The sequence below is a fragment of the Vibrio sp. CUB2 genome, from assembly GCF_001557945.1.
GTDB lineage: Bacteria > Pseudomonadota > Gammaproteobacteria > Enterobacterales > Vibrionaceae > Vibrio > Vibrio owensii.
The window spans coordinates 399,342-417,302 of sequence record NZ_LNRB01000002.1 but is presented as its reverse complement, the minus strand read 5'-3'; the positions used below and the strand labels follow the sequence as shown (position 1 = coordinate 417,302).

General features: G+C 47.5%; 20 protein-coding genes. 14 read left to right on the top strand and 6 right to left on the bottom strand.

Features of this window, described 5'->3' with window-relative positions; genetic code table 11:
- Positions 1-162: 162 nt before the first annotated feature.
- Entirely contained in the window at positions 163-1,038 is an 876-nt protein-coding gene (gene hslO / locus ATB78_RS04335; protein WP_005434505.1) for an Hsp33 family molecular chaperone HslO, read from the bottom strand.
- A gap of 31 nt (positions 1,039-1,069) precedes the next feature.
- Complete coding sequence (gene hslR, locus ATB78_RS04330) at positions 1,070-1,456, bottom strand: ribosome-associated heat shock protein Hsp15 (protein WP_027726637.1); 387 nt, start codon at positions 1,454-1,456, stop codon at positions 1,070-1,072.
- Between the two features lie 255 nt (positions 1,457-1,711).
- On the opposite strand from hslR, the gene gspC reads away from it, so the two are divergent.
- From gspC to ATB78_RS04270, 12 genes are read left to right on the top strand one after another with little or no spacing between them, the layout of a single operon-like run.
- The gene (gene gspC / locus ATB78_RS04325) at positions 1,712-2,635 is read left to right on the top strand and encodes a type II secretion system protein GspC (protein WP_005430158.1); all 924 of its coding nucleotides are present in this window, start codon (positions 1,712-1,714) and stop codon (positions 2,633-2,635) included.
- Between the two features lie 36 nt (positions 2,636-2,671).
- Positions 2,672-4,702, top strand: coding sequence for a type II secretion system secretin GspD (gspD, locus tag ATB78_RS04320; RefSeq protein ID WP_061007893.1), 2,031 nt, complete (start codon positions 2,672-2,674; stop codon positions 4,700-4,702).
- Positions 4,695-6,197: a type II secretion system ATPase GspE gene (gspE, locus tag ATB78_RS04315; protein WP_038890212.1), complete on the top strand. Its 1,503-nt coding sequence runs from the start codon at positions 4,695-4,697 to the stop codon at positions 6,195-6,197. Before gspD ends, gspE begins: the two co-directional genes overlap by 8 nt.
- A complete protein-coding gene (gene gspF, locus ATB78_RS04310) occupies positions 6,197-7,417 on the top strand; it encodes a type II secretion system inner membrane protein GspF (RefSeq protein WP_005430086.1) in 1,221 nt (406 codons plus the stop codon). Before gspE ends, gspF begins: the two co-directional genes overlap by 1 nt.
- A 60-nt stretch (positions 7,418-7,477) precedes the next feature.
- Positions 7,478-7,921, top strand: a complete 444-nt coding sequence (gene gspG, locus ATB78_RS04305) for a type II secretion system major pseudopilin GspG (protein WP_005434493.1) — start codon at positions 7,478-7,480, stop codon at positions 7,919-7,921.
- Between the two features lie 22 nt (positions 7,922-7,943).
- Positions 7,944-8,558 (top strand): prepilin-type N-terminal cleavage/methylation domain-containing protein, encoded by a 615-nt coding sequence (locus ATB78_RS04300; protein ID WP_179946990.1) that lies wholly within the window; start codon positions 7,944-7,946, stop codon positions 8,556-8,558.
- A complete protein-coding gene (gene gspI / locus ATB78_RS04295) occupies positions 8,539-8,934 on the top strand; it encodes a type II secretion system minor pseudopilin GspI (protein ID WP_061007891.1) in 396 nt (131 codons plus the stop codon). The genes ATB78_RS04300 and gspI overlap by 20 nt, the downstream gene beginning before the upstream one ends.
- A gap of 22 nt (positions 8,935-8,956) precedes the next feature.
- The gene (gspJ, locus tag ATB78_RS04290; protein ID WP_155647748.1) at positions 8,957-9,673 is read left to right on the top strand and encodes a type II secretion system minor pseudopilin GspJ; all 717 of its coding nucleotides are present in this window, start codon (positions 8,957-8,959) and stop codon (positions 9,671-9,673) included.
- Positions 9,666-10,676 carry a type II secretion system minor pseudopilin GspK gene (gene gspK / locus ATB78_RS04285; protein WP_005529099.1) on the top strand — a complete coding sequence of 337 codons (1,011 nt, stop codon included), beginning with the start codon at positions 9,666-9,668 and terminating at the stop codon, positions 10,674-10,676. The genes gspJ and gspK overlap by 8 nt, the downstream gene beginning before the upstream one ends.
- Positions 10,645-11,847 carry a type II secretion system protein GspL gene (gene gspL, locus ATB78_RS04280; protein WP_061007889.1) on the top strand — a complete coding sequence of 401 codons (1,203 nt, stop codon included), beginning with the start codon at positions 10,645-10,647 and terminating at the stop codon, positions 11,845-11,847. Before gspK ends, gspL begins: the two co-directional genes overlap by 32 nt.
- Before the next feature lie 7 nt (positions 11,848-11,854).
- Positions 11,855-12,346, top strand: a complete 492-nt coding sequence (locus tag ATB78_RS04275) for a type II secretion system protein M (RefSeq protein ID WP_005430160.1) — start codon at positions 11,855-11,857, stop codon at positions 12,344-12,346.
- Between the two features lies 1 nt (position 12,347).
- On the top strand, positions 12,348-13,109 hold the full coding sequence (locus ATB78_RS04270) for a type II secretion system protein N (RefSeq protein WP_050914435.1): 762 nt from the start codon (positions 12,348-12,350) through the stop codon (positions 13,107-13,109).
- 290 nt (positions 13,110-13,399) lie between these two features.
- Here ATB78_RS04270 and cysQ read toward each other — a convergent pair whose 3' ends face one another.
- The 4 genes from cysQ to ATB78_RS04250 form a co-directional block, all read right to left on the bottom strand.
- Positions 13,400-14,227, bottom strand: a complete 828-nt coding sequence (gene cysQ, locus ATB78_RS04265) for a 3'(2'),5'-bisphosphate nucleotidase CysQ (RefSeq protein WP_005430183.1) — start codon at positions 14,225-14,227, stop codon at positions 13,400-13,402.
- 47 nt (positions 14,228-14,274) lie between these two features.
- The gene (gene nudE, locus ATB78_RS04260; protein ID WP_005430103.1) at positions 14,275-14,841 is read right to left on the bottom strand and encodes an ADP compounds hydrolase NudE; all 567 of its coding nucleotides are present in this window, start codon (positions 14,839-14,841) and stop codon (positions 14,275-14,277) included.
- A gap of 175 nt (positions 14,842-15,016) precedes the next feature.
- Complete coding sequence (nfuA, locus tag ATB78_RS04255) at positions 15,017-15,601, bottom strand: Fe-S biogenesis protein NfuA (protein WP_005430072.1); 585 nt, start codon at positions 15,599-15,601, stop codon at positions 15,017-15,019.
- Positions 15,602-15,698: 97 nt separating this feature from the next.
- The gene (locus ATB78_RS04250) at positions 15,699-16,424 is read right to left on the bottom strand and encodes a ComF family protein (RefSeq protein ID WP_061007888.1); all 726 of its coding nucleotides are present in this window, start codon (positions 16,422-16,424) and stop codon (positions 15,699-15,701) included.
- A gap of 84 nt (positions 16,425-16,508) precedes the next feature.
- Between ATB78_RS04250 and bioH the strand changes: the two genes are divergently transcribed.
- Positions 16,509-17,273 carry a pimeloyl-ACP methyl ester esterase BioH gene (gene bioH / locus ATB78_RS04245; RefSeq protein ID WP_039985659.1) on the top strand — a complete coding sequence of 255 codons (765 nt, stop codon included), beginning with the start codon at positions 16,509-16,511 and terminating at the stop codon, positions 17,271-17,273.
- Positions 17,274-17,408: 135 nt separating this feature from the next.
- Positions 17,409-17,873 (top strand): hypothetical protein, encoded by a 465-nt coding sequence (locus ATB78_RS04240; RefSeq protein WP_061007887.1) that lies wholly within the window; start codon positions 17,409-17,411, stop codon positions 17,871-17,873.
- Positions 17,874-17,961: the final 88 nt, after the last annotated feature.

Here is a 17,961-nt window from a genome sequence, read left to right as displayed (position 1 = left end):
CCGCAAACCTTTGCGCTAGGGCAAAAGAATTATTAATTATTTAAAATTAAGCGGTTGCTTTATTACGTGGGAGGCTAAGTTATACGAGGGTTTGATCACAAAAAGGCCAGCGTGATGCTGGCCTTTTGATGGGTAAATTACATGCTTGTTAAGCTATGAAAATTAATGCACGGTTTTATTGCCGGAAGTTGCTTGCGTATACAGTTCGGTAATTTCAGGTTCGTCGAACGTGTATGACGTGCCGCAGTAATCACAATGTAAAGAAATTGTGCCTTCTTCTGCCAAAATGTCATAAATTTCAGTTTTATCAACTGTGATGATCGCCGCGCCACTGCGCTCGCGAGAACAACCACAGTGGAATTCCACAGGTTGTGGCTCGTATAGACGAACTGAGTCTTGGTTGTATAGACGGTAAAGCAGTTCATTTGCTGGTAGCGTGAACAGCTCTTCGTTCTTAACCGTTGCTGTTAGTTGCTCTAGGTGTTCAAAGTCTTCAGGTGTACCTGTACCGTCTGGCATTACCTGGATCATCATACCTGCCGCATGCTTTTTGCCTTCGTGCTCACCAGTGCGGATCCACAAACGCGTTTTTAGCTGCTCTGAGTTTGCGAAGTAGCCTTCGATAACGTCAGCCAGTGTTTCACCTTCTAGGCCAACCACGCCTTGGTAGCGTTCGCCTTTTTTCGGCTCGATGGTGATCACTAGGTAACCTTTACCCATCATTTCATGCAGCGTTGCGTCATCAGCAATATCGCCTTCCCAACGAGCTACGCCACGGATCTTCTGATCGTGGTCGCCGTTGATGACTGCCAAAGATACAGGGCCATCACCTTGTAGTTGGATAGTGATTGAGCCTTCGAACTTCAAAGTTGCAGTTAAAAGTGTGGTTGAAACGAGTAGCTCACCCAACAGTTTTTGCAGTGCTGCCGGATATTCCTTGCTGGAGATAATACGTTGGTATGCTTCATCCAATTGAACCAACTCGCCACGTACAGAAAGATCTTCAAATAGGTAGCGGTTTAAAACATTATTTGCCATGGAGTGCTTTCCTCGTCGGTAATTCCGGCTTTTATTGGTGTTTGAACTTAATGATGTCGCGGCGCTGCTTTTTGTCTGGGCGGCGTTCCGGACTAGGGTTGTGGGCGTTGAGTTTACGCTGTTTCGCGAACTCTTCGCGTTGGCTAACGCTCTCGTCAGTTTCGCGATAGAGCGTTTGAGCGATTGGCGCGCCCATTCGACGATCAGAGATTTTCTCGATGATCACCGTCTTCTCTTCATTACCTTGGCGAAGACGAATCTCAGCACCCAACTCAACGATTTTGCTTGGTTTGCTTCGTTGCCCATTATAGTGGACTTTACCGCCATCGACCATATTGCGTGCGATGGAACGGGTCTTATAAAATCTGGCAGCCCATAACCATTTATCTAGCCTTACGGCTTCATTTGTGGAACTCATACGACTCTACACTATCTAATCACTGCAAGAATGATGCAGTGACTGGTGGATTATTCACCTACAGATGGAGCCAAGGCTGTTTTTTTTCAAGGGAGTTGGCAAAAACTGCATAAGAAAAAGGTATGAAAAGGAACTTGTGATATAGTTCACTGCTCTTTGTTGAGTAGTAATTTTATTGCAATTTTAGCAAGATAGAGTCGACAATCTTTACTTATACTTAAGGTCGGCCGACGTCAGAATAAAGGAATCAATTCAGTGAAGCGTTTAGAGCTAAGTGCAGGATTAGCAAGCAGCCCGCTACTGGCTCAGATTAAGTCCAACAATCACACCATACAAGCGAAACTCAGTTTGTTCTTAACTTGTCTATTCATAGCAATGACAGGTTGGATATTGGGTAAAGTGGTGTGGCTAGCAATGCCTCAAACTTCTGATGTGACTCAATGGAAGCCATCAGCAGGTGCTGTTGCGTCTACGAATAAAAAGGACGCGATTGATTTCAACGCCCTTCAAAATGCGAACTTGTTCGGAAAGTACACCGAGCAAAAGCCGGTCGTAGTAGAACAACCTGTTGTGCAAGATGCGCCTAAAACTCGCTTAAACCTAACACTTGTTGGTGCAGTTGCGAGCAGCAACGCAAAAACGAGCCTAGCGGTGATCGCCAATCGAGGCAAGCAAGCCACTTATGGGATCGGCGAAGAAATTGATGGCACACGTGCAGAATTAAAAGCGGTATTGGTCGATCGTGTGATCATTGACAACCAAGGCCGTGATGAAACCCTAATGCTCGAAGGTATCGAGTACAGCAAACTGTCTGAAACACGTCCAGCAGCCCGCCCGCAAGCGGCGAAAGCGGATAAATCATCAGCGGTGAGTGAGAAGGTCGACCAAATTCGTGCGGAGATTTCCAAAGATCCGCAAAGCGTATTCAAGTACATCAACATTTCTCCAGTCAAAAAGGATGGAGGAATCGTCGGTTATCGCGTCTCACCAGGTCGTGATGCGGCGTTGTTTAATGATGTCGGTCTAAAACCTGGTGATATTGCGGTGCAATTAAATGGGATCGATTTAAGTGATCCTTCATCTTCAGTAGAACTGATGCAAGTGATGAACGATCCGCAAGAACTGAATTTGACTGTTGAGCGCGATGGCCAGCAGTACGACATCTATATCCAATTGTAATACTTAGGCAAGCTGCGTAAGTTCAGGGAGACATACGTGAAACATTGGTTTAGCAAAAGTACTTGGTTACTTGCAGGGACACTACTCTGCGCTCCGGGTGCGATGGCGAACGAGTTTAGTGCCAGCTTCAAAGGCACTGATATTCAAGAATTCATCAATATTGTTGGTCGCAATCTAGAGAAGACCATCATCGTTGACCCGTCTGTACGCGGTAAGATTGACGTACGTAGTTACGACGTTCTTAACGAAAAGCAGTACTACAGCTTCTTCTTGAACGTTCTGGAAGTGTACGGTTATGCCGTTGTCGAAATGGACAATGGTGTGTTGAAAGTCATCAAAGCGAAAGATTCAAAAACGTCAGCAATCCCGGTTTTGGGTGATGACAGTGCGCAAGGCGACAGCGTGATTACCCGTGTGGTTGCGGTGCGTAATGTGTCGGTTCGTGAACTTTCTCCGCTACTGCGTCAACTGATTGATAACGCAGGTGCCGGTAACGTGGTGCACTACGATCCAGCTAACATCATCTTGATCACGGGTCGCGCTGCGGTAGTAAACCGCCTAGCGGAAATCATCAAGCGCGTTGACCAAGCGGGTGACAAAGAAATTGAAGTCGTAGAGCTGCGCAATGCGTCTGCTTCTGAGATGGTGCGTATCGTTGATGCCCTGAACAAAACGACCAACCAAAAGAGTACGCCTGAATTCCTAGAACCAAAAATCGTAGCGGATGAGCGTACTAACTCCATCCTGATTTCTGGTGACCCTAAAGTTCGTGCACGTCTGAAGCGTTTGATTCGTCAACTTGACGTTGAAATGGCGACCAAAGGCAATAACCGCGTGGTTTACCTAAAGTACGCGAAAGCGGAAGACCTAGTTGATGTACTAAAAGGTGTATCTGACAACCTACAGGCTGAGAAGCAAGCAGGTCAAAAAGGCGCATCAAGTGCACAGCGTGGTGAAGTGGTGATTGCCGCTCACGAAGCAACCAACTCGCTAGTTTTGACTGCGCCGCCAGATATTATGATGGCACTGCAAGATGTGATCGCTCAGCTTGATATTCGTCGTGCACAGGTTCTGATTGAAGCGCTCATCGTGGAAATGTCAGAAGGTGACGGCATCAACCTAGGTGTCCAATGGGGTAACCTAGAAACCGGCGCAGTGATCCAATACGGCAACACTGGCGCACAAATCGGTAATGTCATGGTTGGTCTTGAAGAAGCGAAAGACACAACTAAAGAAGAGAGTTATTGGAATAGTGACACCAATAAATGGGAAACCCGAAACTACACGGAAGAGGGCGACTATTCGACACTAGCCGCTGCACTTGGTGGTGTTAATGGTGCGGCAATGAGCATCATGATGGGTGACTGGACGGCGTTGATTACCGCTGTGTCATCGGATTCAAACTCAAACATCCTATCTTCTCCAAGCATTACAGTGATGGATAACGGTGAAGCGTCCTTCATCGTTGGTGAAGAGGTGCCTGTAATTACAGGCTCGACAGCTGGCTCAAACAACGATAACCCATTCCAAACGGTCGATCGTAAAGAAGTCGGTATTAAACTGAAAGTGGTTCCTCAAATCAACGAAGGTGACTCAGTTCAGCTAAACATTGAGCAAGAAGTGTCTAACGTTTTGGGTGCAAATGGTGCGGTTGACGTACGTTTTGCTAAGCGTCAGCTAAACACCTCTGTGATGATCCAAGATGGCCAAATGCTTGTGCTTGGTGGTCTCGTCGATGAACGTGCTCTGGAGAGTGAATCTAAAGTACCGCTACTGGGTGATATCCCAGTGATTGGTCAACTGTTCAAATCAACCAGTACGCAAACTGAGAAGCGCAACCTGATGGTATTCATCAAACCAACCATCATCCGTGATGGTATGACGGCAGATGGTATTACTCAGCGTAAATACAACTTCATTCGTGCAGAGCAGTTATACAAAGCGCAAGAAGGCTTGAAGCTAATGGACGACTCAAATATCCCAGTGATTCCTGAGTTTGGTCAAGATCGTAAGCATCCTGCTGAAATCCAAGCGTTCATTGATCAGATGGTAAAGAATAATGGTTGATATGTTAGACACAGCGCCAAGTATGCGCCGTCTGCCATTCAGTTTTGCCAATCGCTTTAAACTGGTTTTGGAGACGGAGCACCCTGAGCGCCCTCCAATTCTGTATTACGTAGAGCCGCTTAACCCTGCGGCTCTGGTTGAAGTACGTCGAGTACTGAAACAAAACTTTATTCCTCAAGTGATGGACAAAGAAGCGTTCGATAAAAAGCTCACTGAAGCTTATCAACGTGATTCTTCTGAAGCCCGTCAGTTGATGGAAGACATTGGCGCAGACAGTGATGACTTCTTCTCATTAGCAGAAGAACTGCCTCACGACGAAGATTTGTTGGAATCGGAAGATGATGCGCCAATCATCAAATTGATTAACGCCATGTTGGGTGAAGCGATCAAAGAAGGGGCGTCGGATATCCATATTGAGACGTTCGAGAAAACCCTTTCGATTCGTTTCCGTGTCGATGGTGTATTGCGTGAAGTCTTAACCCCGAGCCGCAAGCTAGCACCTTTGCTGGTTTCTCGTGTGAAGGTTATGGCGAAGCTGGATATTGCGGAAAAACGCGTACCTCAAGATGGTCGTATTTCACTGCGTATCGGTGGTCGTGCGGTGGACGTGCGTGTATCGACCATGCCTTCATCGCATGGTGAGCGTGTGGTAATGCGTCTACTGGATAAGAACGCGACTCGTCTTGATCTGCATAGTTTGGGTATGACCCCTTCAGTGCATGACAACTTCCGTCATTTGATTGGTCGCCCTCACGGCATTATCTTGGTAACCGGTCCGACAGGTTCGGGTAAGTCGACGACCTTGTACGCGGGCTTGCAAGAGATCAACAGCAACGAACGCAACATTCTGACTGTTGAAGATCCTATCGAATTCGATATCGATGGCATCGGCCAAACACAGGTAAACCCTAAGGTTGATATGACCTTTGCGCGTGGTCTACGTGCGATTCTTCGTCAAGACCCGGATGTAGTGATGGTTGGTGAGATCCGTGACTTGGAGACTGCACAAATTGCCGTGCAAGCCTCTTTGACTGGTCACTTAGTGATGTCAACGTTACACACCAACACCGCGGTTGGCGCAATAACTCGTCTGCGTGACATGGGTATTGAACCCTTCCTGATCTCTTCTTCGCTATTGGGCGTGCTAGCACAGCGCCTAGTTCGTACCCTTTGTTCTGACTGTAAAGAGCCATACGAAGCGGATAAAGAACAGAAGAAACTGTTCGGTCTGGAAGAGCACGAATCGCTGGTTCTGCATCGTGCAAAAGGCTGTGAAGTGTGTAACCAAAAAGGTTACCGCGGTCGTACTGGTATTCACGAACTGCTGATGGTGGATGAGAAAGTTCAAGAACTGATCCACAGTGAAGCGGGTGAACAAGAAATTGAAAAAGCCGTACGAGCGCACACGCCAAGCATTCGTAGTGATGGCCTAAGCAAAGTCAGTCGTGGTATCACTTCTCTTGAAGAGGTGATGCGAGTGACCAAGGAAGCGTAATGGCAGCATTTGAATACAAAGCGCTAGACGCGAAAGGCAAACAAAAGAAAGGCACCATTGAAGGGGATAATGCTCGTCAGGTGCGCCAACGCCTAAAAGAACAGGGCATGATCCCTGTAGAGGTGATGGAAGCCAAAGCCAAAGCTGCGAAGTCTTCAGGTGCATCAGTTGGATTCAAACGTGGTATCAAAACCGCAGAGCTTGCCCTAATTACGCGTCAGCTATCAACGCTTGTGCAATCTGGCATGCCATTGGAAGAGTGTTTGAAAGCCGTTTCAGAGCAGGCTGAAAAGCCACGTATTCGCTCAATGATTGCGGCCGTGCGCTCGAAAGTCACTGAGGGTTATCCGCTTGCAGACAGTTTGGGTGATTACCCACATGTGTTTGACGAGCTATTTCGATCTATGGTGGCGGCTGGTGAAAAGTCCGGTCATTTAGACGCGGTACTAGAGCGTTTGGCGGATTATGTAGAAAACCGCCAAAAGATGCGCTCTAAACTGCTTCAAGCCATGATTTACCCAGTGGTGCTGGTGGTGTTTGCGGTGGGCATTGTGTCGTTGCTGCTTTCTTCAGTGGTGCCGAAAATCATTGAGCCAATCATTCAAATGGGGCAAGAGCTACCACAGTCTACGCAAATGCTATTGTCTGCGAGTGAGTTTGTCCAAGAATGGGGCTTAATCATTTTTGTTGTCTTTGTGGTGTTCTTTTACGGTTTAAAACTGGCACTACAGAAACCAAATTTTCGCTTGGCTTGGGACCAAAAAATTCTTAGCTTACCGCTAATTGGCAAGATTTCTCGCGGTCTGAACACATCGCGATTTGCTCGCACCTTATCGATTTGTACTTCAAGTGCGATTCCTATTCTTGAAGGCATGCGTGTGGCAGTTGACGTTATGTCGAACCGTTATGTGAAACAACAAGTGTTAGTGGCGGCAGACAACGTACGTGAAGGGGCAAGTCTGCGTAAAGCGCTCGACCAAACTCGCTTGTTCCCACCAATGATGCTACACATGATTTCCAGTGGTGAGCAAAGTGGTGAGCTTGAAAGCATGTTGACGCGAGCGGCGGATAACCAAGACCAAAACTTTGAATCGACGGTCAACATTGCACTTGGCATTTTTACTCCAGTATTGATTGCACTGATGGCGGGTTTGGTACTTTTCATCGTAATGGCGACATTGATGCCAATGTTGGAAATGAATAACTTAATGAGCGGATAGAATTCGAGTTAAGACGTGTCTATTGAAGGCATGGCTTGAATCTAACTTTCGGAGAAAATAATGAAATTTAAACGCAGTAAGCAACAAGGCTTTACACTTCTAGAAGTGATGGTTGTTGTGGTTATCCTAGGTATTTTGGCGAGTGTTGTTGTTCCTAACTTGCTAGGTAACAAAGAAAAAGCAGACCAACAGAAAGCGATCACAGACATCGTGGCATTGGAAAACGCGTTGGACATGTACAAGTTGGATAACAGCGTTTACCCAACGACTGACCAAGGTTTAGATGCATTGGTGAACAAACCATCTAACCCAGAGCCGCGCAACTACCGTGACGGTGGTTACATCAAACGTCTTCCATCTGATCCATGGGGTAACGAGTACCAATACCTAAGCCCTGGGGACAATGGCACGATTGATATCTTTACTCTAGGCGCTGACGGCCAAGAGGGCGGTGAAGGTCCAGCTGCAGATATCGGCAACTGGAACATGCAAGATTTCCAATAAGCGCTAGCTGAAACCAGCACTAATGAAGCAAATGCAAAAACATCTCGGTTTTACATTGATAGAAATTCTATTGGTGCTGGTTTTGTTATCTCTTACCGCCGTGGCGGTGATCGCTACCTTGCCTACTAGTCAGAAAGACCTTTCCAAACAATACGCGCACAGTTTTTTTCAACGCTTACAACTGCTCAATGAAGAAGCCGTGTTAAGTGGCAAAGACTTTGGTCTGCGCGTTGATGATGTTAAATCCACCTACACCTTGTTGAGCTTGACCCAAGATGGTTGGCAACCACTTGAGTTAAAGCAAATCCCAAGTGAGACAAAACTCGAAGGGGATATTTCATTGCAATTGGATTTAGGCGGTGGTGCTTGGGATAAAGACGATCGATTGTTCGAACCTGGCTCTCTGTTTGATGAAGACATGTTTGCCGAGGAAGAGGACAAAGAGAAGAAGAAAGTGAAACCACCTCAAGTGTTCATTTTCTCAAGTGCTGAGATTACGCCATTCACCCTATCTTTCTTTCCTGAAGAAGGAGATGCATTCAACGATGGTTGGCGAATCATTGGTAAAGAAACAGGCGAAATCAAATTGTTAGCGCCTGGGGAAGAAGCGGAAGACGATGACAATTCGATATTCTAAGCCAAGCCGTATTGGCTCGTCGCACCGCAACACGCGAGGTATGACATTACTTGAAGTGTTGGTCGCTCTAGCGATCTTCGCAACGGCAGCGATCAGTGTGATTCGCTCAGTGAGCCAGCACATCAATACCGTCAGTTATTTAGAAGAAAAAATGTTTGCAGCCATGGTTGTGGATAACCAAATGGCCAATGTGATGCTCTCGACGGAAAAACTCAAAGCCAAAAAAGGCACTGAAGAGTTGGCGGGGCGTACTTGGTATTGGAAGGTCACTCCTGTTGCCACCGCGCAGCCATTGCTGAAAGCATTTGATGTCAGCGTCGCAACTGAGAAAGAAGCGAGCCCTGTTGTCACGGTGAGAAGTTATGTTGCTGAGTAATAAGCGATATAAGGCGCCAACAATGAAATCAAATCGAGGTTTTACCTTGATTGAGGTACTGGTTTCGATTGCGATTTTTGCCAGCATGAGCGTGGCCGCTTACCAAGTCGTATCGCAAGTGCAGCGCAGTAATGTTCTGTCGCAAGAACGCACCCAACGCTTGAATGAACTGCAGCGTGCGATGGTGATGATGGATAATGACTTCCGTCAGATGGCCATGCGCCAGGTGCGCACCAATGGTGAAGAGCCATCAAAGCAGCTGCTGTTTTGGTCCGAATACCTGCTGGATTCGGATGCGAAAGGCGTGCTGTTTGCGCGTTTGGGTTGGCACAACCCACAACAGCAATTTCCACGTGGTGAAGTCACGAAAGTGGGCTACCGCATTAAAGATGAAGTGCTGCAACGTGTGTGGTGGCGCTACCCAGATACGCCAACAGGGCAAGAAGGCATTGTGACGCCATTGCTTACCAATGTCGAAGAATTCGATATGCGCTTCTTTGATGGAAAATCATGGAAGAAAACGTGGGAAAACGGCAGTGAGTTACCCAAAGCTGTGTCTGTGATATTGAAGCTGAAAGACTACGGAGAGATCTCTCGTACTTACCTGACACCAAATGGAAAACTGGTATCAAGTGGTCAAGATAACTCTGGTGGTGGCAATTCATCAGGAGACAGCAACTCATCCGGTGGTAACAGTTCATCTGATGGGAACGATTCATCTGGAGGCAGTAATGGCTAGTCGTCAACGTGGGGTCGCGCTCCTTATCGTGCTGATGTTACTTGCCATCATGACCACGATAGCCGCAAGCATGTCAGAGCGATTGTTTCTGCAGTTTCAGCGTGGTTCGAATCAAATTAATTACCAACAAGCTTACTGGTATAGCTTGGGGGTAGAAGCGTTGGCTGAGATTGGTATCGAACAGAGCTATGAAGACGACGATAACATCAACTTAAGTCAGCCCTGGGCGATAAAAGAGCAGGTCTACCCGTTGGATTATGGTCAAGCCGCTGGCCGCATCATCGATAAACAAGCCTGCTTCAATTTGAACGTGTTAGCGAGTGTACAACCCTCCGGGGATTCGACAAATCGTCCATACTTAGTACAAGTCTTCCAACGATTGATGGAAGAGAAAGACGTTGAACCTTATCAAGCTGAAGTGATTGCAGACTCGACGTGGGAATACGTGGATAGTGACAGCACGGTGCGCTCTACGGCTGGTGTTGAAGACAGCACTTATGAAGCGATGAAACCGCAATACCTGCCACCGAATGGTTGGATGGCCGATGCCAGTGAACTGCGAGCGGTTTACCAAGTGAGTGGGGATATTTACCAGAAGATAGCCCCAATGGTCTGTGCGCTCCCTAGCGATGACTGGCGCTTGAACATCAATACCATTGAAGTCGAACAAGCGCCTATTTTGGTGGCAATGTTCACGCCGGGCCTTAGCAGCAGCGATGCGGTGCAGTTGATAGAAAAGCGTCCTTTTGATGGTTGGGACAGCGTAGATGAATTTTTGTCTGAGTCAGAATTAGCTGGCTTAAGCGATGACGTAAAGAAAAATGCCAAAGGTTACTTAGGAGTCGACAGCGCTTTCTTTGAGCTGGATGTTCAAGTACTGGTGGATGAATCCCGAGTACGCCTCCGTAGCCTTTTACAAAGTACAGATAGAGAAACGGTGACTGTCGTTCGCCGTCGTTTTGGAGGAATCAGTGAGCGAGTTTCTGACCGTTCGGCTGAGTAGCGAACAACAAAGTACCATTCCATGGTTGGTATGGTCGACACAACAGCAAGAAGTGATTGCCAGTGGTGAGCTTGCCGGATGGGAACATCTGGACGAACTGGTTGCTTACGCCGATCAGCGACAAATTGTGGCGCTACTGGCGAGTAATGATGTTGTGTTAACAAAAGTGGATATTCCGCCAGGTGCTGCGCGTCAGTTTGACAGCATGCTGCCTTATTTGGTGGAAGATGAAGTCGCGCAAGACGTGGACAACCTGCATTTCACAGTATTAGACAAGCAAGCGGAAGCAGCACGAGTGTGTGCTGTCGAGCGTGCTTGGATTCAAACCATTTTGCAGCGTTTCTCCAGCCAAGGCCTTGTTATCAAGCGCATGCTGCCTGATGTTCTTGCGATGCCTGTTGACGAAGAAAGCAGTTCTGCCGTCCAACTGGGCGAGCAATGGCTGATTCGTCATTCTCAAAATCAAGGTGCGGTTGTCGATGCGTCTTGGCTTGACCTGTACTTATCCTCTTACTTACAAAGTCATGAAGGCTGGAAGCTCGATTGCTACAGTTCTGTGCCTGAATCTGCAGTGTCAGACATTTGGATCGCTAAGCCAGAAGAAATGGCGATGGCGCTTCTGGCGAAAGGAACGACAGAAAGCAAGGTCAACCTACTGACTGGTACTTTCAAGCCAAAATCCTCTTGGGGTAAGTACGTTAAGGTTTGGCAAAAGGCCGCGATTGCTGCGGGTGTATTACTTGTCGTGTTGGTTGGTCAGCAGTTGTTGATGGTGCATAAGTACGAAGCACAGGCCCAAGCGTATCGTGAAGAGAGTGAACGTATCTTCCGCCAAGTTTTCCCGAATAAAAAACGCATTCCTACCGTTAGTTACTTGAAGCGTCAGATGACCGATGAAGAGCGTCGTCTGTCTGGTGGTTCGAGTGATGTGGCGATGCTATCTTGGATCGCGGCACTGCCTTCGACATTAGGTCAGGTTAATGATCTTCAGATCACTAGCTTCAAATATGATGGTCAACGTGGCGAAGTTCGTATTCAAGCGAGCAGCTCTGACTTCCAGCCATTCGAGCAAGCTCGTGTGAAATTGGCAGAGAAGTTTAACGTTGAACAAGGTCAGCTGAACCGCAACGGCAATGTTGTGATGGGCAGCTTCGTGTTGAAGCGTCAGTGAGGTGATGATGAAAAACTTAATCGCACAAGCTCAAACTTGGTGGAGTAGCATCTCACAGCGTGAACAACGTTTGGTGATGGGCTGTGGCGCAATTGCTGTGCTAGGTATCATTTATTGGGGCATCTTGCAGCCAATGAATCAACGTGCAGAGCTAGCGCAGTCTCGAATTCAAAGTGAAAAGCAGCTATTAACGTGGGTGCAAAACAAAGCCGATGATATTACCGCACTACGTAAAAGCGGTGGTGTCAGCTTCTCTAATCAACCATTGAACCAAGTAGTCTCCTCATCGGCTCGCCGTTACAAAGTTGAGCTCATTCGCGTACAGCCGCGTAATGACAGTGTCCAAGTGTGGATCAAACCATTGGCGTTTAACCAGATGGTGGATTGGTTGCGTTATCTAAAAGAACAACAAGGGATTGAGGTGGAATTCCTAGACATCGACCGTACCGACCAAGCCGGTATGATTGACGTAAACCGCCTGCAATTTAAGCGAGGTTAAGGTGAAGAAAGCCGTTCTTTATGTGGTGATTTTTATTGCCTTTTTCTCGACCAGTTTGATCGCTGGCTTGCCAATCTCTTGGGTATTGCAACAAGTGCCGACGGTAAGAGGTTTGGATATTCAAGGTGCGCAAGGCACGGTTTGGCAAGGCAGTGCATCCAATGTGCGTTGGCAGCGTCAAAACTTAGGTGAAGTGAACTGGGACTTCCAACTTTCAGGTCTATTTACTGGTAAAGCAGAATTCGCGGTACGTTTTGGTCGTGGGAGCGATATGGACGTGCGTGGACGTGGCTTGGTTGGCTACAGTCTTACCAGCGGTCCATACGCAGAAAACTTAGTGGCGTCGATTCCAGCAGCCAGAGTGGTGGAGCAAGCTCGCCTTCCTGTACCTGTTGGTGTGGATGGGCAGCTTGAGTTGAACATCCGTCATGCGACGTATGCGGCACCTTGGTGTAAGACGGCTGAAGGCACGCTAGTTTGGAGCGCAAGTGGTATTCAAAGCCCACTTGGCAGTCTTGAACTAGGCCCTGTCATTGCTGATTTAAACTGTAAAGACAGTGTGCTTTCGGCATCGGGTGAGCAAAAGAGCAAGCAAGTATCGGCGGCGTTTTCTGCTGAGCTAATGCCAAATCAACGTTACTCTACCAAAGCGTGGTTTAAGCCAGGAGCAGAGTTCCCATCAGGCATGAGTGACCAGCTGAAATGGTTAGGTAATCCAAACGCTCAAGGGCAATACGAGTTTGATTACAAAGGGCGTTTCTAGCCAAATCTGTCATTCAGAACATTATCAAAGAGCTGCCAGTGTGCAGCTCTTTTTGCTTTTGGATCATGGTAGGCCAAACCCTCTATTCGCTGTACAAGAAATCCAGCTGATTATGGGTCTTGGAGTAAATTATTGATTTTTAATTGAATAATTTAAGTGTGTACAGCTAAGGAAGTATTTAGATCATAGTAGGCCAAATACTTCTATCGCTGTACAAGAAGAAAAAAGAAAGGCCACGAACTCGATTCGTGGCCTTTTAAAATCTAGCAATGGGGCTGATTGGATTGGGGTTAATCTTTGCGCTGGAGAATCTCATCCCAAGGTAAATCCGCGTCACCCAGTACGATGAAGTTCGGGTTCTCCAACGTCTCGCGCTCATTGTAAGACAGCGGTTCAAGTTGCGTACTAAGAATTCGCCCGCCCGCTTCTTCTACAATGCATTGTGTAGCAGCGGTATCCCACTCGCCAGTTGGACCTAGACGTAAGTAACAGTCCACTGCACCTTCAGCGACAAGGCACGCTTTAAGTGCGGCAGAGCCGAGTGGAATTAAATCATAGTTCCAAGCGCTACTCATGCGGCTCGTGATGCGGTTGATGTCTTGGCGACGGCTGATTGCGATAGCGATGTTTTGCCCAGGTTGTTCATGTTTGTGAGTGTGGATTTTCACGCTCTCAGACATGTCTGGAATCTTCCACGCGCCCTTGCCGTTGTATGCATAATAAGTCACGCCAGAAACCGGACCGTAAACCACACCCATGGTTGGCTTGTTGTTGTCGATAAGGGCGATAATGGTCGCGAAGTCACCGCTGCGCGCGATGAACTCTTGTGTACCATCAAGTGGGTCAACCAACCAGTAGCGTTCCCATTGCGCACGTTGCTCTAAGCTGATGTCCGCGGCTTCTTCAGAAAGCACGGGGATATCTGGCGTAAGTTCGCTTAAACGCTCGGTGATCAATTTGTGCGCTGCGATATCAGCACTGGTGACTGGGGTCTCGTCACTTTTGGTGTAAGCTTCGTACTGCTTTTTCTCGTAAATATCGAGAATCAATTGTCCCGCGCTGCGAGCAATTTCGATGACTTGCGGGAGCAGGTGAGATAAATCTTTTGTCATTGGCATAAGTAATGGTCCTTTCTCACAATTATGGTCCAGCTCTTCGGCTGCGATTAGTTTTGTTTGTGAGTGGTGTTTTGTAAGTGTTTCAGTGCCAACATCAACGCTGTGATGCTTCGTGCTTCACAAAAATCTAAGTGCGTTAATAGTTCTTCCGCTTGCGCTAATGGCCAGCGAACGATTTCTAATGGTTCTGGCTCGTCACCTTCTTGTTTCTCAGGGTATAGGCTCTGTCCTAAGAACAGTGTCATTTTGCTGGAGAAGTAAGAAGGTGCAAGGATCACCTGTTTTAATGGCGTTAGCTCATGAGAGCCAAAACCAATTTCTTCTTTTAACTCTCGATCGGCCGCTTGTAATGGTGTCTCTCCTGGGTCGATAAGACCTTTCGGAAAGCCCAGTTCGTAGCGTTCTGTGCCTGCCGCGTACTCGCGTACTAACAGTAAGTCACCTTGCTCAGTGACAGGCACAACCATCACGGCATCGCGACCACTTGGTTTCATGCGTTCATAAGTACGCAGCTCGCCATTAGAGAAGCGAAGGTCGAGGGCTTCCACAGCAAACAGCTTAGATTGTGCGACCGTCTGACAAGAGAGAATCTCTGGTGGGGTCCTTTTCGACATAACGCTGGCTCCTTAGTGTCGTTAACTCATCGAGGGAAATGAGATTTCTTAATATATGAGAAGAAAGCTCGAGTTTCTAGCGTGATGATTCAGCTTAACTCAATTGAAAACAAAAATGGGAGGCAAACGCCTCCCATTTCTCGTCGATATGCATTACTAGCAAGCCATGAACGACTTAGTAGTAAGAGTGATCACCACGATCGTGCTCAGTTGCATCGCGAACTGCTGTCAGTTCACCAACGAATTGATTAAGAAGCTCTTTTTCAATGCCTTCTTTTAGTGTCACATCGACCATTGAACAGCCGTTACAACCACCGCCAAATGCAACGATTGCGATGCCATCGTCTGTGATTTCAACTAGGTTTACATGACCACCGTGACCTGCAAGTTGCGGGTTCACTTGAGTTTGGATTACGTACTCAACACGCTCTACAAGCGGTGCATCGTCAGACACTTTACGCATTTTTGCGTTTGGCGCTTTTAGCGTTAGCTGAGAGCCCATTTTGTCTGTCACAAAGTCGATTTCAGCGTCTTCTAGAAACGGTAGGCTTAGCTCGTCAATGAATGCCGAGAAACCGCTGTAAGGGATTTCTGTGTCAGTGCCTTCAACCGCTTCTGGTGGGCAGTAAGATACGCCACACTCTGCGTTTTGGGTTCCTGGGTTAACAACGAAAACTCGGATGTTAGTGCCTTCAGGTTGTTGGCCTAAAAGGTTGGCGAAATGCGTTTGCGCAGTTTCTGTAATAGTAATATTTGACACGACGAATACCTGAGTAAATTTGTAGGCTATTGCTGCTATTCTACTCCTGTTAACGCCTCGGTCTAGTCTTTTTGATGCTAAGACATGGCGAAGCGATCTAGAGCGAACCGGGCGCAGGAGTTCTGCAGATGCAGTAAATATCGATGCTTTCTACGCCAACTTCAAGTAGTAAATGACATAATTGTCGGACCGTACTACCTGTTGTAACCACATCATCCACAATCGCGACGTGGGAAAAGTCCACCTCACCTTGTAGGGCAAATGCCCCTTGCAAATTTTGCTCGCGACTGGCTTTTTTGTTTCCTCGTTGTGATTGGACGTTTTTGACGCGTTTAAATACCTTGTTTTCATAGCGCACATCTAAATGATGGGCGAGGTGTTTGGCCAAGATGTGGCTCTGGTTGAAACCTCGTTTTAAGAAGCGCTGCCAGTGAACGGGCACACTTGTAATCACTGGGGCAGGCTGCTCAACTCGCTCTGCTAATAATTGAGTGAGCGCGCCCACATGCCAGACTTCGCCGTGATCTTTAAAACGCTGTACTTGTTGAGAGAGCGGGAAGTCATAATCACCCAAGGTATACAAACGCTGCCATGGTGGTGGTTCTTTCAGGCATTCTCCACACTCTGTTGCGGCTTGTGATTCCTTTTCTGTCATTTTTAAACCACAACGCATACAGCGCTCAATTGGTGTGAGGTGGTCAAAACAGCTGTCACACCAACGCATTAGGTTGGGCGTTTGGCGGTGAGGCATGGGAAATCGACACAAACCACATTGGCTGCCAAGTACGCGATGCATGATGTTTTGCCATTGATGAGATAACATACAATCCATCCGAGGTGAGCGAGTCACCAGACTAAAGCTTGGATTGCGTGGTAAGGAATAAGATAAGTGGGAGAGAACGAGAGCATGAGCACGAATTTACACTGGCAGTCATTTGGTCAAGGACCAGATTTGGTGTTGCTTCATGGTTGGGGTATGAATGGTGCGGTATGGCAGCAGACCGTCGAGTCTCTTCAACCTTATTTCCGAGTGCATGTGGTCGATCTTCCGGGGTACGGACACAGCGCAGAATCCCACGCCGAAGACTTAGCAAAAATCGCTGACCTTGTTCTGCAAGACGCACCAGAGAAAGCAGTCTGGCTTGGCTGGTCATTAGGTGGCTTGGTGGCAACCCACATTGCACTTAATGCTCCGCAGCGTGTAAGTAAGTTAATCACGGTAGCCAGTTCACCAAAATTTGCTGCTGAACGTCCTTGGCGTGGCATTCAACCTAACGTGTTAACCGCATTCACCGATCAATTGCTGGAAGACTTCTCTGTCACTATTGAGCGTTTTATGGCGCTGCAAGCGATGGGCAGTCCGTCTGCGCGCAAAGACGTAAAACAACTCAAACAAGCCGTACTATCGCGTCCGCAGCCAAACCCTGATTCCTTGTTGGTTGGTTTGAATATTCTTGCCGATGTGGATTTGCGCGATGCTTTGGCCTCTCTTTCGATGCCGATGCTGCGCCTTTATGGTCGACTTGATGGTTTAGTACCAATCAAAGTGGCAAGTGACTTGAGTGAGCAGTTGCCGAGTACTCAGCAGTTTGTTTTCAACCAATCTTCTCATGCGCCGTTCATGACCGAACATGAAGCGTTTTGTCTCCAAGTGCGAGAATTTGCTGCTTAATTAGCGAGCCTACAAATCTAAGCGAATAAAACCCTAAAGCTGCTTAAAAATTGGTCGATATAAGTTTTAGCGAACTCTTCTTGTGGGAGGAGTTTGCTGTATTGACGAGTTGGGCGACTCTGAGGAGGGTTCGCAATGATTGTGTCATCGGCTAACGTAAGCGTGCCACTGATCGCCCCATCCGTTAATGTGCAGACGGAACAAGCTGCTCGTGAAAATAAAGTCCGAGAACCTGTGACGCCAACAGTCGCACTGGCGAAAACCAATGCGGAGCGCAAAGTAAAAAGTGATGAGAAGCGGCGACGCCAATCCTCGTGGGACCCATCGGAGCATCCAGACTACGAAGTGGAACCCGAGGTGGATACCCGTTATCACGAAGAACCGGAAGACACGCTAGAACGTCTGTTCGGTTTGCTTGCGCTCAAGAGTTACAGCGAAGATCAGGGTAAGGGTTACGCGATACGCTTTCGATTACCTAAGCGCATTTTGGATGCTGCGGTCAAAGAGGGATTGATGGAAAAGCGCAGGAAGGTGATTAAGTTTCATTATGGTCACTCGGTCGCGCCCCATACACCGTCAGAAGTGATAGCAGTATTATGACGACTCAATATCCTACTCAAATAAAAACGCTCCAAGCAGATCAACTGATTGGAGCGTTTTCTTTTTAGCTATGAACACGAGTTAGCGG